Here is a 14137-nt window from a genome sequence, read left to right as displayed (position 1 = left end):
GAAGACGTCCGGCCACACTAGCGCAGGCGCCGGCCCGAATCAACCGCCCGGCAGCAGCTGGCGCAGATCGTCGAGAACCAGCGCCGGATTTTCTTCGGCGATGGGACGTCCATGGTTATAGCCATAGCTCATCGCCACGCAAGTCACGTCCGCCGCCCTGGCCGCCAGCACATCGTTGCGCGAATCGCCGACGAAGAGCGCATCGGCCGGCGCCACGCCGGCTTTGTCCAGCACCCAATGCAAGGCGGCCGGATCGGGCTTTTGCTGCGGCAGGGTATCGCCGCCGACGATCCAGCGGAAATAGCCGCCGAGCCCCTTTTCTTCCAGCAGCGGCGCGACGAAGCGCTCCGGCTTGTTGGTCACCACGGCCAGGGGAATGCCCTGTGCCTTGAGCCAGTCCAGGGTCGGCGGGACGCCGGGATAGACGGTGGTCAAGCCGTGGCTGTCGGCGTAGGTCTGCATGAACATTTGCAAGGCCCGCTCGGCTTCGGCGTCGTCGACATGTTCATGCTGCAATCCTCCGGCCAGCGCCCGGCGCACCAACACCTGGGCACCGTTGCCAACCCACTCGCGCACCCGCTCCAGCCCCGCGGGTGCCCGGCCGAGATCGGCCAGCATGCGGTCGACGGCTGCCGCCAGATCAGGGACGGAATCCATCAGGGTGCCGTCCAGATCGAACATCACCAGACGCGGCAGGCGTCCGGGGAACAGTTGCGCGAGTCCGTTCACGCCTTGGCCTGGGCCAGCTCGGCGCGCATCGCGTCGATCACCGCCTTGTAGTCGGGCTGGTTGAAGATCGCCGAACCGGCGACGAAGGTATCCGCACCCGCCTCGGCAATCTCGCGGATGTTCTTCACATTCACGCCGCCATCGATCTCCAGGCGGATGTCGCGCCCCGAGGCGTCGATCAGCGCGCGCGCCTCGCGCAGCTTACCGAGGGTTCCGGGGATGAACTTCTGTCCGCCGAAGCCAGGGTTCACGCTCATCAGCAGGATCATATCGACCTTGTCCATGACGTACTTGAGCACGTCCAACGGGGTCGCCGGATTGAATACCAGGCCCGCCTTGGCGCCGCCGTCGCGGATCAGTTGCAGGGAGCGGTCGATGTGCTCGGAGGCTTCCGGGTGGAAGGTGATGTAGCTGGCGCCGGCCTCGATGAAGTCGCCGATGATGCGGTCCACCGGCTTGACCATCAGGTGCGCGTCGATCGGCGCGGTGATGCCGTACTTGCGTAGCGCCGCGCAGACCATCGGACCGATGGTCAGGTTGGGCACGTAGTGGTTGTCCATCACATCGAAATGGACGATGTCGGCCCCGGCGGCGAGGACCTTGTCCACCTCCTCGCCGAGGCGGGCGAAGTCGGCGGAAAGGATCGACGGAGCAATGGCAAAGGGCTGCATGGCGCACCTCGGGAAATCACGGAGGCGCGCATTGTACCCGAGAGAGCCGGCTCGCCGCGCGGACGGCCGTCGTACCGCCCGCCGTCAGGGGCGTGCCAGCCAGCGTTCGAAGCGCTGCTCCAGCTCGTCGCCGTGTTCGATCCAGAACTCCACGCCCATGGGCAATGCCTGCGCCATGTTCGCTGGCGCGGTGGGCAACCGTGCCACCCGCTCGGGCGCCAGGCCGGCCAGCGCCCGGCTGTTGACCGGCCCGTAGGGAATGCGCTCGGCAAAGACCTGCTGCGTCTCTTTTTGACTGGCGAAGCGGATGAACTGAAGTGCCTCGCGGCTGTTGAAGCTGCCGCTGGGGATGGCCCAGTAATCGAAGTCGTAGATGCTGCCTGGCCATACCAACTGCAGGGCGGCCCCCTGGTCCTGGGCCGCTCCGATGCGTCCGCTGTAGGAAGCACTCATCAGCAGGCTGCCGTCATTCAAGCCCCGGATGGGCTCTTCACCGGCCTGCCACCAACGAATGTGGGGCCTGAGCTGATCGAGCTTGTCGAACGCCATGTCCACCCCCTGCCGGGTCGCCAGACGGGAATAGACCTGCTCCGCCGGCACGCCGCTGGCCAGCAGGGCGAACTCCAGGTTGTACTTGGCGCCCTTGCGCAACCCACGATTACCAGGGAAGCGCTGCACATCCCAGAAATCGGCCCACCCCTGCGGCGCCTGCGGCAATCGCTGGCTGTCGTAGGCCAATACCATCGACCAGACGAACGTGCCCACGCCGCAGGGGCGTAGCGCGCCGGGAATGAGCGCCTGGGTGTCGCCCAACTCCTGCGCATCCAGGGGCTGGAACAGGCCCGTCTCGCAACCGCGCACCAGCTCCGGCGCTTCCACCTCGACCACGTCCCAGTTGACATGCTGGGCCGCCTGCATGCGCCGCAGCTTGTCGAAGTCGCCGTTGTAGGAACCATTGATCACCACCGTGCCGGTGGCTGCCCTGAACGGCTTGTAGAAGGCATCGCGCTGGGCGTCGCGCGTCGCGCCACCGAACGAGACCACCATCAATTGCGCCGCGAGACCGGTGCTCGCAGCACCGAGGCAGAGAGCGGCCAGAGTCCAGCGCAAGCTGTGCTTGAGCATCGAATGTCTTCCTTGTAGAGAGAACGGCTGCCCGGGCGCAGCCGTCATGCCGGCGCCTGACGGTCCCGGCGATCAGGCGGGCTGCTGGGTACGCATCTTCTCGCTGCGACCGCGCAGCCATTCGAGGGTCAGCAGCAACAGGACCGAGAAACCGATCAACAGCGTCGCGGCGGCGGCGATGGTCGGGCTCAGGTTCTCGCGGATACCGCTGAACATCTGCCGCGGCAGGGTCGCCTGCTCGGGGCCGGCGAGGAACAGCGTCACCACCACTTCATCGAACGAGGTGGCGAAGGCAAACAACGCGCCGGAGATCACGCCGGGTGCGATCAGCGGCAGGGTGACCCGGAAGAATGCCGTCAGCGGCGAGGCACCGAGGCTGGCGGCGGCGCGCACCAGGTTGTAGTTGAAGCCCTGCAGGGTCGCGGAGACGGTGATGATCACGAAGGGCACCCCAAGTACCGCGTGCACCAGGATCAGCGACAGGTAGCTGTTGCCCAGGCCGAGGGGCGCGAAGAACAGGTAGCTGGCGACACCGATGATCACCACCGGCACCACCATCGGCGAAATCACCAGGCTCATGATCAGCGCCTTGCCGCGAAACTCGCCACGGGTCAGGCCGATGGAGGCCAGGGTACCGAAGACCATCGCCAGCAGGGTCGCGGCCGGCGCGATGATCATGCTGTTCTTCAGCGAACGCATCCATTCCGCCGAGGTGAAGAAGGCCTCGTACCAGCGCAGGGAGAAACCCTGCAACGGGTAGACCAGGAAGGAACCGGAGTTGAACGACAGCGGCACGATGACCAGCACCGGCAGCACCAGGAACAGCAGCACCAGCGCGCAGATGCCGCGCAGGGTATAGAACCAGACCCGCTCGGCGGGCGACATATAGGGGCTCAGCATGGCCTACTTCTCCAAACGCATCGTCTAGGGTCCGTGGACCCTCCAGAAGCCCCGGCGTACGGCCGGGGCGCGCCGATCAACCCAGGCGTAGCCGGTTGGCGCCGACCAGCCAGCTGTACACAACGTAGAGCACCAGGGTGGCGAACAGCAGCAGCCCGCCAAGGGCCGTGGCCATGCCCCAGTTGATGGTGGTGTTGGTGTAGAAGGCGACGAAGTAGCTGATCATCTGGTCGTTCGGGCTGCCCAGCAGCGCCGGGGTGATGTAGTAGCCGATGGACAGGATGAACACCAGCAGGCAACCCGCCCCCACACCCGCCACGGTCTGCGGGAAGTACACCCGCCAGAAGCTGGCGAACGGGTGGCAGCCCAGGGAGATCGCCGCACGCATGTACGTCGGCGAGATGCCCTTCATCACGCTGTAGATCGGCAGGATCATGAACGGCAGCATGATGTGCACCATGGCGACGTAGACCCCGCTGCGGTTGAACACCAATTGCAGCGGCTGGTCGATCAGACCGAGCTTGAGCAAGGCACCGTTGATCAGGCCGCCGGACTGCAGCAGCACGATCCAGGCCGCGACCCGCACCAGGATCGAGGTCCAGAACGGCAGCAGCACCAGGATCATCAGCAGGTTGCTCTGGCGTGTCGGCAGATTGGCCAGCAAATAGGCCAGCGGGTAGGCCAGCACCAGGCAGATCGCGGTGATCACCGCCCCCATCCAGAAGGTGCGGGCAAAGATATCCAGGTAGATCGCCTGGTCCGGCGTGGCCGGCGCCAGCTCGCCGAGGTCGTCGATCCGATGATCGAGGGCGGCCAGCAGGTAGTACGGTGTAACCGCATGGGTGTTGCGGCGGATCGCCTGCCAGTACGCCGGATCGCCCCAACGCTCGTCGAGCCCTTCCAGTGCCTCCCTGTACGAGGCCGGCTCACTGTCGAACGGCAGCGCCCGCGCGGTCTTGCTCAGCAGGCTGCGATAGCCGGCCAGCTCCATGTTCAGACGCTTGGACAGGTCGCCCAGGGCCTGCTTGGCGCCCTTGGCACTCAAATCCGTGGCCAAGGCACGGTAAACCGCTTCCGGCGGCAGGGACTTGCCATCCCAGTCGCGGATGACTTCTACGGTCTGCGGCAGCGCCGTCACCACTTCCGGGTTCTTCACGCTTTTGTAGAGCAACGCGGCGATCGGCACCAGGAAGGTCAAAAGGAGGAAGAGCAGCAGGGGCAGGATCAGCGCCTGCGCCTTGAACCGGTTGAAGCGCTCGGCACGCGCCAGACGCTGCTTCAGGCTGGGGCCGGCGACCTCGTTCAGGGGCACTGCGATGGCCATGGCGAACTCCGCAAGGAGGGCCGCCCGACGGCGACCCGGAAACTAGGAAATCGGATCGGCCCTCCCCCTCGCCGGGAGAGGGCCTGCAGGCTTACTTCGCTGCCCAGGCGTTGAAACGCTGTTCCAGTTGCTCACCGAAGTCGGCCCAGAAGGTCACGTCCATGGCCACTTGGTTGGCGATGTTTTCCGGGGTGGTCGGCATGTCCTTGAGCAGCGCCGGGTCGAGCAGCGAGACCGCCTGCTTGTTGGCCGGACCGTAGGCGATGTTCTCGGAGTAGATCTTCTGCTGCTCGGGCTTGAGGCTGAAGGCGATGAACTTCAGTGCTTCATCCTTGTTCTTCGCGCCCTTCGGGATGGCCCAGGCGTCGAAGTCATAGATGCCGCCGTCCCACACCACCTTCAGATTGCTTTCCTTCTGCACCGCAGCGATGCGCCCGTTGTAGGCCGAGCTCATCACCACGTCGCCGGAAGCGAGGTACTGCGGCGGCTGGGCGCCGGCTTCCCACCACTGGATGTGCGGCTTCAGCTCGTCGAGTTTCTTGAAGGCGCGCTCCTGGCCGTCCTTGCTCGCCAGGACCTTGTAGACGTCCTTCGGCGCGACGCCGTCGGCCATCAGGGCGAATTCCAGGGTGTACTTGGCGCCCTTGCGCAGGCCACGCTTGCCGGGGAATTTCTTCACGTCCCAGAAATCGGCCCAGCTGGTCGGTGCCGATTGCAGTTTGTCGGCGTTGTAGGCCAGTACGGTGGACCAGACGAAGAAGCCCACGCCACAGAGCTGCGCGGCGCCGGGGACGAGGTTGTCCTTGCCGCCCAGCACGCTGTAGTCCAGCTCTTCGAACATGTCTTCGTCGCAGCCGCGGGACAGTTCCGGCGACTCCACTTCGACCAGGTCCCAGGTCACGCTGTTGGTATCGACCATGGCTTTCACCTTGGCCATCTCGCCGTTGTACTCGCCGGCGATGATCTTGTTGCCGGTGGCGGCTTCGAAAGGCTGGTAGTAGGCCTTGGCCTGGGCGTCCTTGTTCGCGCCACCGAAGGAAATGACGGTCAGGTCGGCCGCCAGCAAGGAAGTGGAAGAAGCCATGGCGACGGCCAGGGCGGCGACTTTCAAGCGAAACGACATAGTGTTCTCCTTTCTTGTGTTTGGCAGATTTGGAACGCGAGTCAGTTTGCTGGGAGTGCGTCCAAGGCGCGGACGTGTTCGAGTTGCCAGCCCAGCGGCACAACGTCGCCCACCGCCAACGCCGGATCGAGCTCGGCGATGGGTTGTTTGACGAAGAAGTCGGACTGACCACAGACCTCCAGACGGATGCGCACGTGGTCGCCCAGATAGATGAACTCCGCCACCCTTCCGGAGAAGCGGTTGGTACAGGCGTCGCTGCCGCCGTTGAGGCGAACGCGCTCGGGGCGGATCGACAAGGTCACCGGATCGCCCGGCTGGCCGACGTTCACCGCCAGCGCCTCGACCTTCTCGCCACGCGGCAGGCCGATCACGCAGCGTTCGCCCTCGCGGCTGAGCAACTGGCCGCTGAGCCGGTTGTTTTCGCCGATGAAGTTGGCGACGAAGCTGTTCTTCGGGTGTTCGTACAGATTGCGCGGCGCGTCGATCTGCTGGATTTCGCCCTGGTGGAACACCGCGACGCGGTCGGACATGGTCAGCGCCTCGCCCTGATCGTGGGTGACGTAGACCACAGTGACGCCGAGCCGCTCGTGGAGATGTTTGATCTCCATCTGCATGTGTTCGCGCAGTTGCTTGTCCAGCGCGCCAAGCGGTTCGTCCATCAGCACCAGTTGGGGCTCGAACACCAGGGCGCGGGCCAGGGCCACGCGCTGCTGCTGGCCACCGGAAAGCTGGGCCGGATAACGGCCGCCGAACGCATCGAGCTGTACCATGGACAGCGCGCGCTTGACCCGCTCGCCGATGTCCGGCTTGGCCAGGCCGCGTACCGTCAGGGGAAACGCCAAGTTCTCCGCCACGGTCATGTGCGGGAACAGCGCATAGTTCTGGAACACCATGCCGATGTCGCGCTTGTGCGGCGGCACATTGTTGATGGAGCGGCCAGCGAGAAGGATTTCCCCGGAAGTGGGGGTTTCGAAGCCGGCCAGCATCATCAGGCTGGTGGTCTTGCCGGAACCGGACGGCCCCAGCAGCGTGAGGAATTCGCCTTTGCGAATGTCCAGGTTGAGGTCTTTGACGATGAGCGTCTCGCCGTCGTAGCTCTTCTGCACACCACGGAAGCTGACCAGCACGTCGCTCGCCCCAGTCGTTGTAGTCCCGACCATCACCGCACCTTGTTGTTATGGTTGCCGTTGTCAATAAGCCTAGATAAGGCGAAACGGCGCGCAAATCGGCGCTGGGGAGAGATTGCTATAGGGGGCGGCGAGAATGTCGTGTAGGGCTCGCCCTACACGCTTGTCGTTTTTGGATAAGCCGCCAGCACAACCATCGGAGTCGCGGCAGCAGGCAGGTCGCAAATAGACAAGTCCGATCTGACGCCTGCCTGTAGTCCTCCCGGTGGGTGCGTCAGATCAGCTTGTGCTCCACCGCATAGCGCACCAGCTCGGCGACCGAATGAGCGCCCAGCTTCTGCATCAGGCGGGCCTTGTGGGTGCTCACGGTCTTGCTGCTCACCGCCAGGTGCTGGGCGATCTCGTTGACGCCCTCTCCCTGCACCAGCCGCTCGAAGACCGAGAATTCCCGCTCGGACAAGGTGGCATGGGGCGGTCGCGAATCGGTCAGGCCGACCTCGAAGACCATGCGATCGGCCAGCTCCGGATCGATGTAGCGCCCACCCGAAGCCACCTTGCGGATCGCAGTGAGCAGCAGGGCCGGGTCGCTGTCCTTGGTCGCATAGCCCGCCGCGCCGATCTTCAACGCGCGCGCCGCCATCTGCGCCTCGTCGTGCATCGACAGCACCAGGATCGCTGGCGGCTGGGTCAAGGCGCGGATGCGCGGAATCGCTTCCAGGCCATTCACGCCCGGCATGGAGATATCCAGCAATACCACCTCGCAAGGGGTCTGCCGCAGGGTCTCCATCAATTGCTCACCGTTGCAGGCCTCGCCCACCACCTTGAGATCCTTGGCCATGCCGATGAGCTGCTTGATGCCCTCGCGGACGATGGTGTGATCTTCCGCTACCAGAACCCGGATCACGCGGCTTCCTCCTTATCCAGAAACATGCATACCCGCAGCGTGGTGCCCTCGCCCGGCTGGCTGTCGATGCTCAGCGTACCGCCGAGCATCAGCACCCGCTCGCGCATGCCGACCAACCCGAACGAACTGCCCCGGCGCTCGCTCGGGCTGAACCCGCGCCCGTCGTCGCTGATGTACAGGCACAACTCCCCGGCTTCGAGGCTCAGGCGCACCGTCACAGTATGCGCCTCGGCATGCCGGATCACGTTGGTCAGCGCCTCCTGCAGCACGCGGAACAGGCCGATGGCCTTGGCGTCCGATAAGGGCGGCACGCTCTCCGGCACCTCTACCAGGCAGGGAATCTGCGTCCGCGCCTCGAAGCGCTGGGCCTGCCACTCGATGGCCGAGGCGATACCGGCATCCAGAATCGGCGGGCGCAGCGCAGTGGCCACGTCGCGCACCAGTTGGAACAACTGCGCGATCAGCCGCTTCATATTGTCCAGGCGCTCGCCCAGGCCGGAGTCGAGTTCGGCATAGGCCAGCTCGCACATCGAGGTCTCCAGCTTGAGCACGGTCAGCACCTGGCCCAGTTCGTCGTGCACCTCGCGGGCGATGCGCGCCTTCTCCTCCTCGCGCACCGTCTCGAGATGCGCCGACAACTCGCGCAACTGCGCACGGGAGTCGGCCAGTTCCAGCTCGATCCGTTTGTTCGCGCTGATATCCCAGACGATGCCGTCCCACACCACGCGCCCATTGTCGAAGCGCCGGGCGGTGGCCTTGATGTCCGCCCAGCGCGGCTCGCCGGCCTGGGTCAGGATGCGGCCCTGCCAGTGCCAGTCGCGCTCTTCGCGCAAAGCCTGTTCCTGGGTGCTTTCGTAGGAAGCCCGATCATCCGGATGGACCAGACTGCGAATGCCACGATCCGGCTGCAGCAGGGTGCTCGCCGAATAACCGACCAGGCTTTCGCTGCCCTCGCCGATGAAGGCGAACACCACCGGAGCGTCGATGTGCGGCCGTTCCAGACGGAACACCAGCCCCGGCACGTTGGCCGCGATGCCTTTCAGCCGGGCCTCGCTTTCCTCCAGCGCGGCGCGGGCACGACGGCGCTCGGTGACGTCAGTGAGGAACACCAGCAGGTACTCGCTTTCGCGAAAGCGCAGGAAACTCAAGGAGACATCGGCCGGCAGTTCGCTGCCATCGGCGCGACGGCACTGCGTCTCGAAACTGAGGGGACCTTCCGCGGCGCGTGCCCGTTTCCACAGCCCCAGCCAGCGATCCATGCTCAGGCTCGCCTCGAAATCGGACAGCGGCCGCTCCAACAGCGCGCCCCGGGGATAGCCGAGCATGTCCTCGGCCGCACGGTTGGCATAGCGCACCCGGCTGTCCCAGTTGACCCAGAGGATGCCGACGGTGCTCTCGTCGATGGAAAACTGGGTCAGTTGCAACGCCTCTTCGGCGGCGTCGCGCAACTCGATGGCATGGCGCGCCTCGGCCAACCGGGTCTCCAACACATGCTGCTGACGACGCAGCCAGGCGACGATGGCCATGGTCGCCAGCAGCAGCACGGCAAGCAGCAGGCTGAGGTTCTGCCAGAAGCCCCTCGACTCGCCGAGGCTCGGGTACCTGGGCAGCAGCCAGCGTTCGCGCAGGGCTTCCAGCTCTTTCGCCGGCAGCGCCCGCAAGGCCACATCCAGAACGGCGGCCAACTGCGGCCAATCGCGGCGGGAGGCGACACGGAGCAACTGAGGGAAACCGATATCGCCAACCATCCCCAGCCCGGCGAATTCCGGCTCACGGCTCAGGCGGCCGAACTGCGCTTCGTCGAGTACCGCATAGCGTACTTCCTCGCGCAACAAGCTCTGCAAGGCCTGCCGTTCCGACGCGGCCGCCCGCAGGGCCAGGTTCGGATAGTTGCCACGCAGGTAGTCGGCCACCGGGCCGGGCATGCGCACCGCCACCGGATCGGTCATGCCGAGCTGCTCCAACTCGACGGCCCCGCCTCCATTGCGCTCACCCACGAGCAAATGCGGTACTCGCATATAAGGATCGGAAAACAGCCAGAGGCGCAGGCCGGCCGGTGTCTGACTCAGGCCAGGCGCGAGGTCGATACGCCGGTCACGTGCGGCAGCCTCGAGCGCGGCCAGATCGTCATAGCGGTACCAGACCAGCTCCACCTGCAACAGCCGGGCGAGACTCTCCATCAACTCGACATTGGCGCCGGCGAGCTGCTGCAGACGCCGATCGTACTGCGCATACGGAGCCTGCAACACCACCCCGACACGCAGTTGACGATGCTCCTCCAGCCAGTTGCGCTGGGCCGGCTCGAGAGCCAGGGGAGCGGGCGGCGGCGCGGCGAACACCCCGGCCGGCAACAGCCAGGCCAGGAGCAGAACAACGGATAACGGACGGATCATGCAGCACACCGCGCGGCCGGCAGTTCGATAGAGGGCTGGCATACCTTACTCCAGCCGCCTCGCCCTGGCGAAGCCTGACAAATGCGGAACAGCCGTTTAGGCTGCCAATGTCGTCAAGACAGGAATACATCGATGCCTCGCACCGCTCGCCCTCTCGCCATTCTCTGCCTGGGTCTGTTGCTGCCCTACGCGGCCTTGCATGCCGAGGAGCAGTCCCCGCCGGCGGAACCGTCTGCCGAGGAAGCTCCCGCAGAACCGCAAGCGACGCAGCGCAGTCCGTTGCCAGAGCGCAGCCAGGACGAGGCTGCCGGACTGGAACGCCAGCTACCACACAAGGAACAGCAGCGTCTGAAGGCCGGCAATGATGATTTCCTCGCGCTCTGGCAACCGGCCAATACCGGTACACCGAGGGGGGTGGTGATCCTGCTTCCCGGCGACTCGAAGAGCGCCGATGCCCCTCAGGCCATCGGTCCGCTGCGGCGCAAGTTGCCGGATGCCGGCTGGCACACCCTGAGCCTGACCCTGCCCGACCCGCTGGACGACCTGCCGCCGCCCCGCCCCGTCGAGCAACCGGCAGAACCGACGGAAAGCGGCGAGGCAGACGAGGCGACCTCGAAGGAAGAAGCCGAGGCCCCCGTCCCGGAGGCGCCGACGAACCCCGCCGAAGCTGGTGGCATGCAGGCCCCGGAAACGGCCACCACCCCGGCCGAGACGACACCCACAGAAACCCCGGAGGCTCGTCGACAGGCTCATATGGAAAAGGTGTTGGCGCGTATCCAGAGCGGCGTCGACTTCGCCCTGGAACAGAACGCCAGCGAGATCGTGCTGCTCGGCCACGGCACGGGCGCCTACTGGGCAGCCCAGTACCTCGCCGAACGCAAGCCGGAGCGCATTCACAACCTACTGATAGTGGCTGCACGCGTCCCGAGCGGCTTCGCGCCAGAACTGGAGGAACTGGTGCCAGCACTGAAGCTGGCCACCGGCGACTTCTACTACAAGGACCAACCCGCCGACCGCAACGCCGCGGCGCAACGCATGCAGGCCGGCAAGCGCCAGCAGCACCCGGCCTACATTCAGATCGCGATGAAAGCCCTGCCCGGAAATTCGGCTGCGGAACAGGAACAGCTTTACCGGCGCATCAAGGGCTGGCTGATGCTGCACGTCCGGGCCAAGGGATAACGGCGGCTCTCAGAGCCTGTTCAAAGTCTCGCGAGCTAGAGCCATGCAAGGCCTCGGCAGCCCCGCGAAAACAGGCCGGGTCGACGCGCAGCAGACATTGAAAAGGCTCTCAGCGGAATCCGTGGCGCTCACGGATCAACGCATAGGCATTGTGCAACTCGCGCGTCTTGTCGGTGGCTTCGCGTACCCGCGCCGGGCTCGCTCCGGCGCCGGCCAGCTTGTCCGGGTGGTGACGGCTGAGCAGCCGGCGATAAGCCCGTTTGATGGTCTCTGGCTCGCTGTCGGGGCTGACCGCCAGCAGGCGAAGCGCTTCCAGGTAGGCGCTGCCGGCCGTGGCGGGAGGCGCCTTGGGCGATTCGCAGCGCACTTCCAGCGCCTCTACCTCCGGTGTGGTCCACCCCAGCCACTTGCCCCAGAGCAGGATCAGCTCCCGCTCACGCGCTCCAACCCGACCATCGGCCGCGGCCATACGCCAGCAACAGCGCAAAAGTCGTTCCGCCTCCATACGCTGGCTGCGCAGCCGCCGCAGTGGAGCTCGCAGCCCATCCTCACCGGCCTTGCCCCTGGAAAAGGCTTCGATGGCCGCACGCGTGGCCGTCTCGCTCAGGCCCAAGCGGCGCATCTCAGCCCGCGCCTGCTGGATATGCGCCTCGCTCACACGCCCGTCGCTCTTGGCCAGACGGCCGAGCAGGATAAACAGCAATTCATCCGAACGAAGGGCCGGCGTGCCGCCGAGGCGCTCCCGCAGGCTCGCCCAGGAGTCGAGCTGGAGGCGTCGATCCAGGACCTGCCCGAGCAACCCGCCCAGCAAGGCACCCGGAATGCTGGCCAGGGCCAGGCCGACCAGCGCACCGAGCAGAGTGGTCGGCCAGAACAATCAGACCTCCGACGCCAACAGGCGCTCGACGTCGGCCAGCCGCTCGTGGGTGCCCACATCGACCCAGCGGCCACGGAAGTGCTCGCCGCTCACCAGCCCCTCGCGCATGGCGTCGCGCAACAGAGGCGCCAGCTTGAAGACACCGTCCCGGCAGCCGGCGAACAAGCGCGGGTGCAACACCGCAATGCCGCTGTAGGTCAGGCTGGGCTGACCGGCGATGGCGTCCTCCACCTGGCCGTCGTACAGGCGGAAATCACCCCCGGCGTGATGGGCCGGATTATCCACCAGTACCAAGTGGGCCAAGTCGGTCAGCGGACGGCGCAACGAGGAAAAATCGTAATCGGTCCAGATATCGCCGTTGACCACCAGGAACGGCTCATCACCAAGCAACGGCAAGGCGCGGAAAATGCCGCCGCCGGTTTCCAGCGGTTCCCCTTCGGCGGAATAGGCGATCTCCAGGCCGAAGCGCGCACCGTCACCCAAGTGGTTTTCGATCTGCTCGCCGAGCCAGGCATGGTTGATCACCAACTGGCGAAAGCCAGCCGCAGCGAGGCTGCGCAGGTGATATTCGATGAGCGGCACGCCGGCCGCCCGCACCAGGGGTTTAGGGGTATGCAGCGTCAGCGGGCGCAGCCGTTCGCCCTTGCCGGCGGCCAGGATCATCGCCTTCATGGCGTCACCGCCTCGGTACGCGGCAGGGAGGCAAGCAACCGCCCAAGCTCGGCCAGCTCGGGCCGACGCGCGATCACCGCCTCGATATAACGGAAGAAGCGCGGCACGTCGCCGAGGTACTTCGGCTTGCCGTCGCGATGGCAGATGCGGGCGAAGATGCCGATCACCTTCAGGTGCCGCTGCACGCCCATCAGATCGCTGGCGCGATAGAAGGCGTCGAAACTTTCCTGTACCGGTACACCGGCCTCGGTCGCACGGCGCCAGTAACGCAGCAGCCAATCCTGGATACGCGGCTCGGGCCAACTGAGGAAAGCATCCTTGAACAGGCAGGTGATGTCATAGGTGACCGGCCCGTACACCGCGTCCTGGAAATCCAGGATGCCCGGATTGGGTCGGCTCAGCATCAGGTTGCGCGGCATGAAGTCGCGGTGCACGAATACTTGGGGCTGGCTCAGGGTGCTTTCGACCAGCAGATCGCAGACCCGCTGCCAGGCAGCCAGCATCTCTCCTTCCAGGCCGATGCCCAGATGGCGTTGCAGGTACCAGTCGGGGAACAGTTGCAATTCACGCCGCAACAGGGCGTCGTCGTAGCAGGGCAGGCCGGCGTCCAGCGGCAGGCGCTGGAACGCCAGCAAGGCTTTGACGGCATCCTCGAACAACGCCTCGGCGTTGTCCGCATCGATCACATCCAGGTAGGTATGCCGCCCCAGATCGTCGAGCAGCAGAAAACCCCGCTCCAGGTCTGCTGCGAGAATCCGCGGCACATGTACCCCGGAGCCAGCCAGCAAGCCGGCGACCTTGACGAAGGGCGCGCAGTTTTCCTGCGGCGGCGGCGCATCCATGAGAATCAGGCTACGAGTACCGTCCTCCCAGCGGAAATAACGGCGAAAGCTCGCATCGCTGCTGGCGGGTGTCAGACGGCCGGACATCACCGCCCCCCAACCTTCGGCGGCGAACAAGGCAGGCAACTGCTGATCCAGCCAGCCGGTCAGTTGCTGGAGGCGTACATCTTCATCAGGCATTTACAGGGTCTCCGACGGCGCTAGCCGTTATACGGGTCATGCTTTATTATCCAGCATCTTTTTCAGCCCATCGAGAGGCGTGCGGCCCCCC

Annotated in this window: 13 protein-coding genes; 1 reads left to right on the top strand and 12 read right to left on the bottom strand. The window is 65.5% G+C overall.

The genetic code is table 11. The features are described from left to right. Nucleotides 1-39: 39 nt before the first annotated feature. The 9 genes from BZL41_RS13330 to BZL41_RS13290 form a co-directional block, all read right to left on the bottom strand. On the bottom strand, nt 40-729 hold the full coding sequence (locus BZL41_RS13330) for a phosphoglycolate phosphatase (RefSeq protein ID WP_174706167.1): 690 nt from the start codon (nt 727-729) through the stop codon (nt 40-42). Next, nucleotides 726-1400 (bottom strand): ribulose-phosphate 3-epimerase, encoded by a 675-nt coding sequence (gene rpe, locus BZL41_RS13325; RefSeq protein WP_095599737.1) that lies wholly within the window; start codon nt 1398-1400, stop codon nt 726-728. The genes BZL41_RS13330 and rpe overlap by 4 nt, the downstream gene beginning before the upstream one ends. A gap of 84 nt (nt 1401-1484) precedes the next feature. Beyond that, entirely contained in the window at nt 1485-2525 is a 1041-nt protein-coding gene (locus tag BZL41_RS13320; protein WP_095599736.1) for an ABC transporter substrate-binding protein, read from the bottom strand. A 72-nt stretch (nt 2526-2597) separates the two neighbouring features. Further along, nucleotides 2598-3425, bottom strand: coding sequence for an ABC transporter permease (locus BZL41_RS13315; RefSeq protein ID WP_084335964.1), 828 nt, complete (start codon nt 3423-3425; stop codon nt 2598-2600). 76 nt (nt 3426-3501) lie between these two features. Then, complete coding sequence (locus BZL41_RS13310) at nt 3502-4749, bottom strand: ABC transporter permease (RefSeq protein WP_095599735.1); 1248 nt, start codon at nt 4747-4749, stop codon at nt 3502-3504. 91 nt (nt 4750-4840) lie between these two features. Further along, nucleotides 4841-5872, bottom strand: a complete 1032-nt coding sequence (locus BZL41_RS13305) for an ABC transporter substrate-binding protein (RefSeq protein ID WP_095599734.1) — start codon at nt 5870-5872, stop codon at nt 4841-4843. 41 nt (nt 5873-5913) lie between these two features. Then, on the bottom strand, nt 5914-7032 hold the full coding sequence (locus BZL41_RS13300; protein WP_084335967.1) for an ABC transporter ATP-binding protein: 1119 nt from the start codon (nt 7030-7032) through the stop codon (nt 5914-5916). Between the two features lie 241 nt (nt 7033-7273). Continuing rightward, nucleotides 7274-7903: a response regulator transcription factor gene (locus BZL41_RS13295; protein ID WP_084335968.1), complete on the bottom strand. Its 630-nt coding sequence runs from the start codon at nt 7901-7903 to the stop codon at nt 7274-7276. Beyond that, a complete protein-coding gene (locus BZL41_RS13290; protein ID WP_095599759.1) occupies nt 7900-10296 on the bottom strand; it encodes a PAS domain S-box protein in 2397 nt (798 codons plus the stop codon). Before BZL41_RS13290 ends, BZL41_RS13295 begins: the two co-directional genes overlap by 4 nt. Before the next feature lie 132 nt (nt 10297-10428). Between BZL41_RS13290 and BZL41_RS13285 the strand changes: the two genes are divergently transcribed. Continuing rightward, nucleotides 10429-11475, top strand: a complete 1047-nt coding sequence (locus BZL41_RS13285) for an alpha/beta hydrolase family protein (protein ID WP_095599733.1) — start codon at nt 10429-10431, stop codon at nt 11473-11475. A 109-nt stretch (nt 11476-11584) separates the two neighbouring features. Here the strand turns inward: BZL41_RS13285 and BZL41_RS13280 are convergent, their stop codons facing one another. From BZL41_RS13280 to BZL41_RS13270, 3 genes are read right to left on the bottom strand one after another with little or no spacing between them, the layout of a single operon-like run. Beyond that, nucleotides 11585-12352, bottom strand: coding sequence for a TerB family tellurite resistance protein (locus tag BZL41_RS13280; RefSeq protein WP_095599732.1), 768 nt, complete (start codon nt 12350-12352; stop codon nt 11585-11587). Then, nucleotides 12353-13024 (bottom strand): N-acetylmuramate alpha-1-phosphate uridylyltransferase MurU, encoded by a 672-nt coding sequence (gene murU / locus BZL41_RS13275; protein ID WP_095599731.1) that lies wholly within the window; start codon nt 13022-13024, stop codon nt 12353-12355. Beyond that, on the bottom strand, nt 13021-14046 hold the full coding sequence (locus tag BZL41_RS13270) for an aminoglycoside phosphotransferase family protein (protein ID WP_095599730.1): 1026 nt from the start codon (nt 14044-14046) through the stop codon (nt 13021-13023). Before BZL41_RS13270 ends, murU begins: the two co-directional genes overlap by 4 nt. Between the last annotated feature and the right edge of the window lie 91 nt (nt 14047-14137).

The sequence above is a fragment of the Pseudomonas sp. PIC25 genome (assembly GCF_002286785.1).
Taxonomy (GTDB): domain Bacteria; phylum Pseudomonadota; class Gammaproteobacteria; order Pseudomonadales; family Pseudomonadaceae; genus Pseudomonas_M.
The sequence above is the reverse complement of the archived record's forward strand: the minus strand, read 5'-3'. Positions and strand labels throughout refer to the sequence as shown.

Coding starts and splice junctions, on each gene's coding strand:
- rpe (WP_095599737.1), bottom strand. CDS start 1,400: ATGCAGCCCTTTGCCATTGCTCCGTCGATCCTTTCCGCCGACTTCGCC.
- BZL41_RS13320 (WP_095599736.1), bottom strand. CDS start 2,525: ATGCTCAAGCACAGCTTGCGCTGGACTCTGGCCGCTCTCTGCCTCGGT.
- BZL41_RS13315 (WP_084335964.1), bottom strand. CDS start 3,425: ATGCTGAGCCCCTATATGTCGCCCGCCGAGCGGGTCTGGTTCTATACC.
- BZL41_RS13310 (WP_095599735.1), bottom strand. CDS start 4,749: ATGGCCATCGCAGTGCCCCTGAACGAGGTCGCCGGCCCCAGCCTGAAG.
- BZL41_RS13305 (WP_095599734.1), bottom strand. CDS start 5,872: ATGTCGTTTCGCTTGAAAGTCGCCGCCCTGGCCGTCGCCATGGCTTCT.
- BZL41_RS13300 (WP_084335967.1), bottom strand. CDS start 7,032: ATGGTCGGGACTACAACGACTGGGGCGAGCGACGTGCTGGTCAGCTTC.
- BZL41_RS13290 (WP_095599759.1), bottom strand. CDS start 10,296: ATGATCCGTCCGTTATCCGTTGTTCTGCTCCTGGCCTGGCTGTTGCCG.
- BZL41_RS13285 (WP_095599733.1), top strand. CDS start 10,429: ATGCCTCGCACCGCTCGCCCTCTCGCCATTCTCTGCCTGGGTCTGTTG.
- murU (WP_095599731.1), bottom strand. CDS start 13,024: ATGAAGGCGATGATCCTGGCCGCCGGCAAGGGCGAACGGCTGCGCCCG.
- BZL41_RS13270 (WP_095599730.1), bottom strand. CDS start 14,046: ATGCCTGATGAAGATGTACGCCTCCAGCAACTGACCGGCTGGCTGGAT.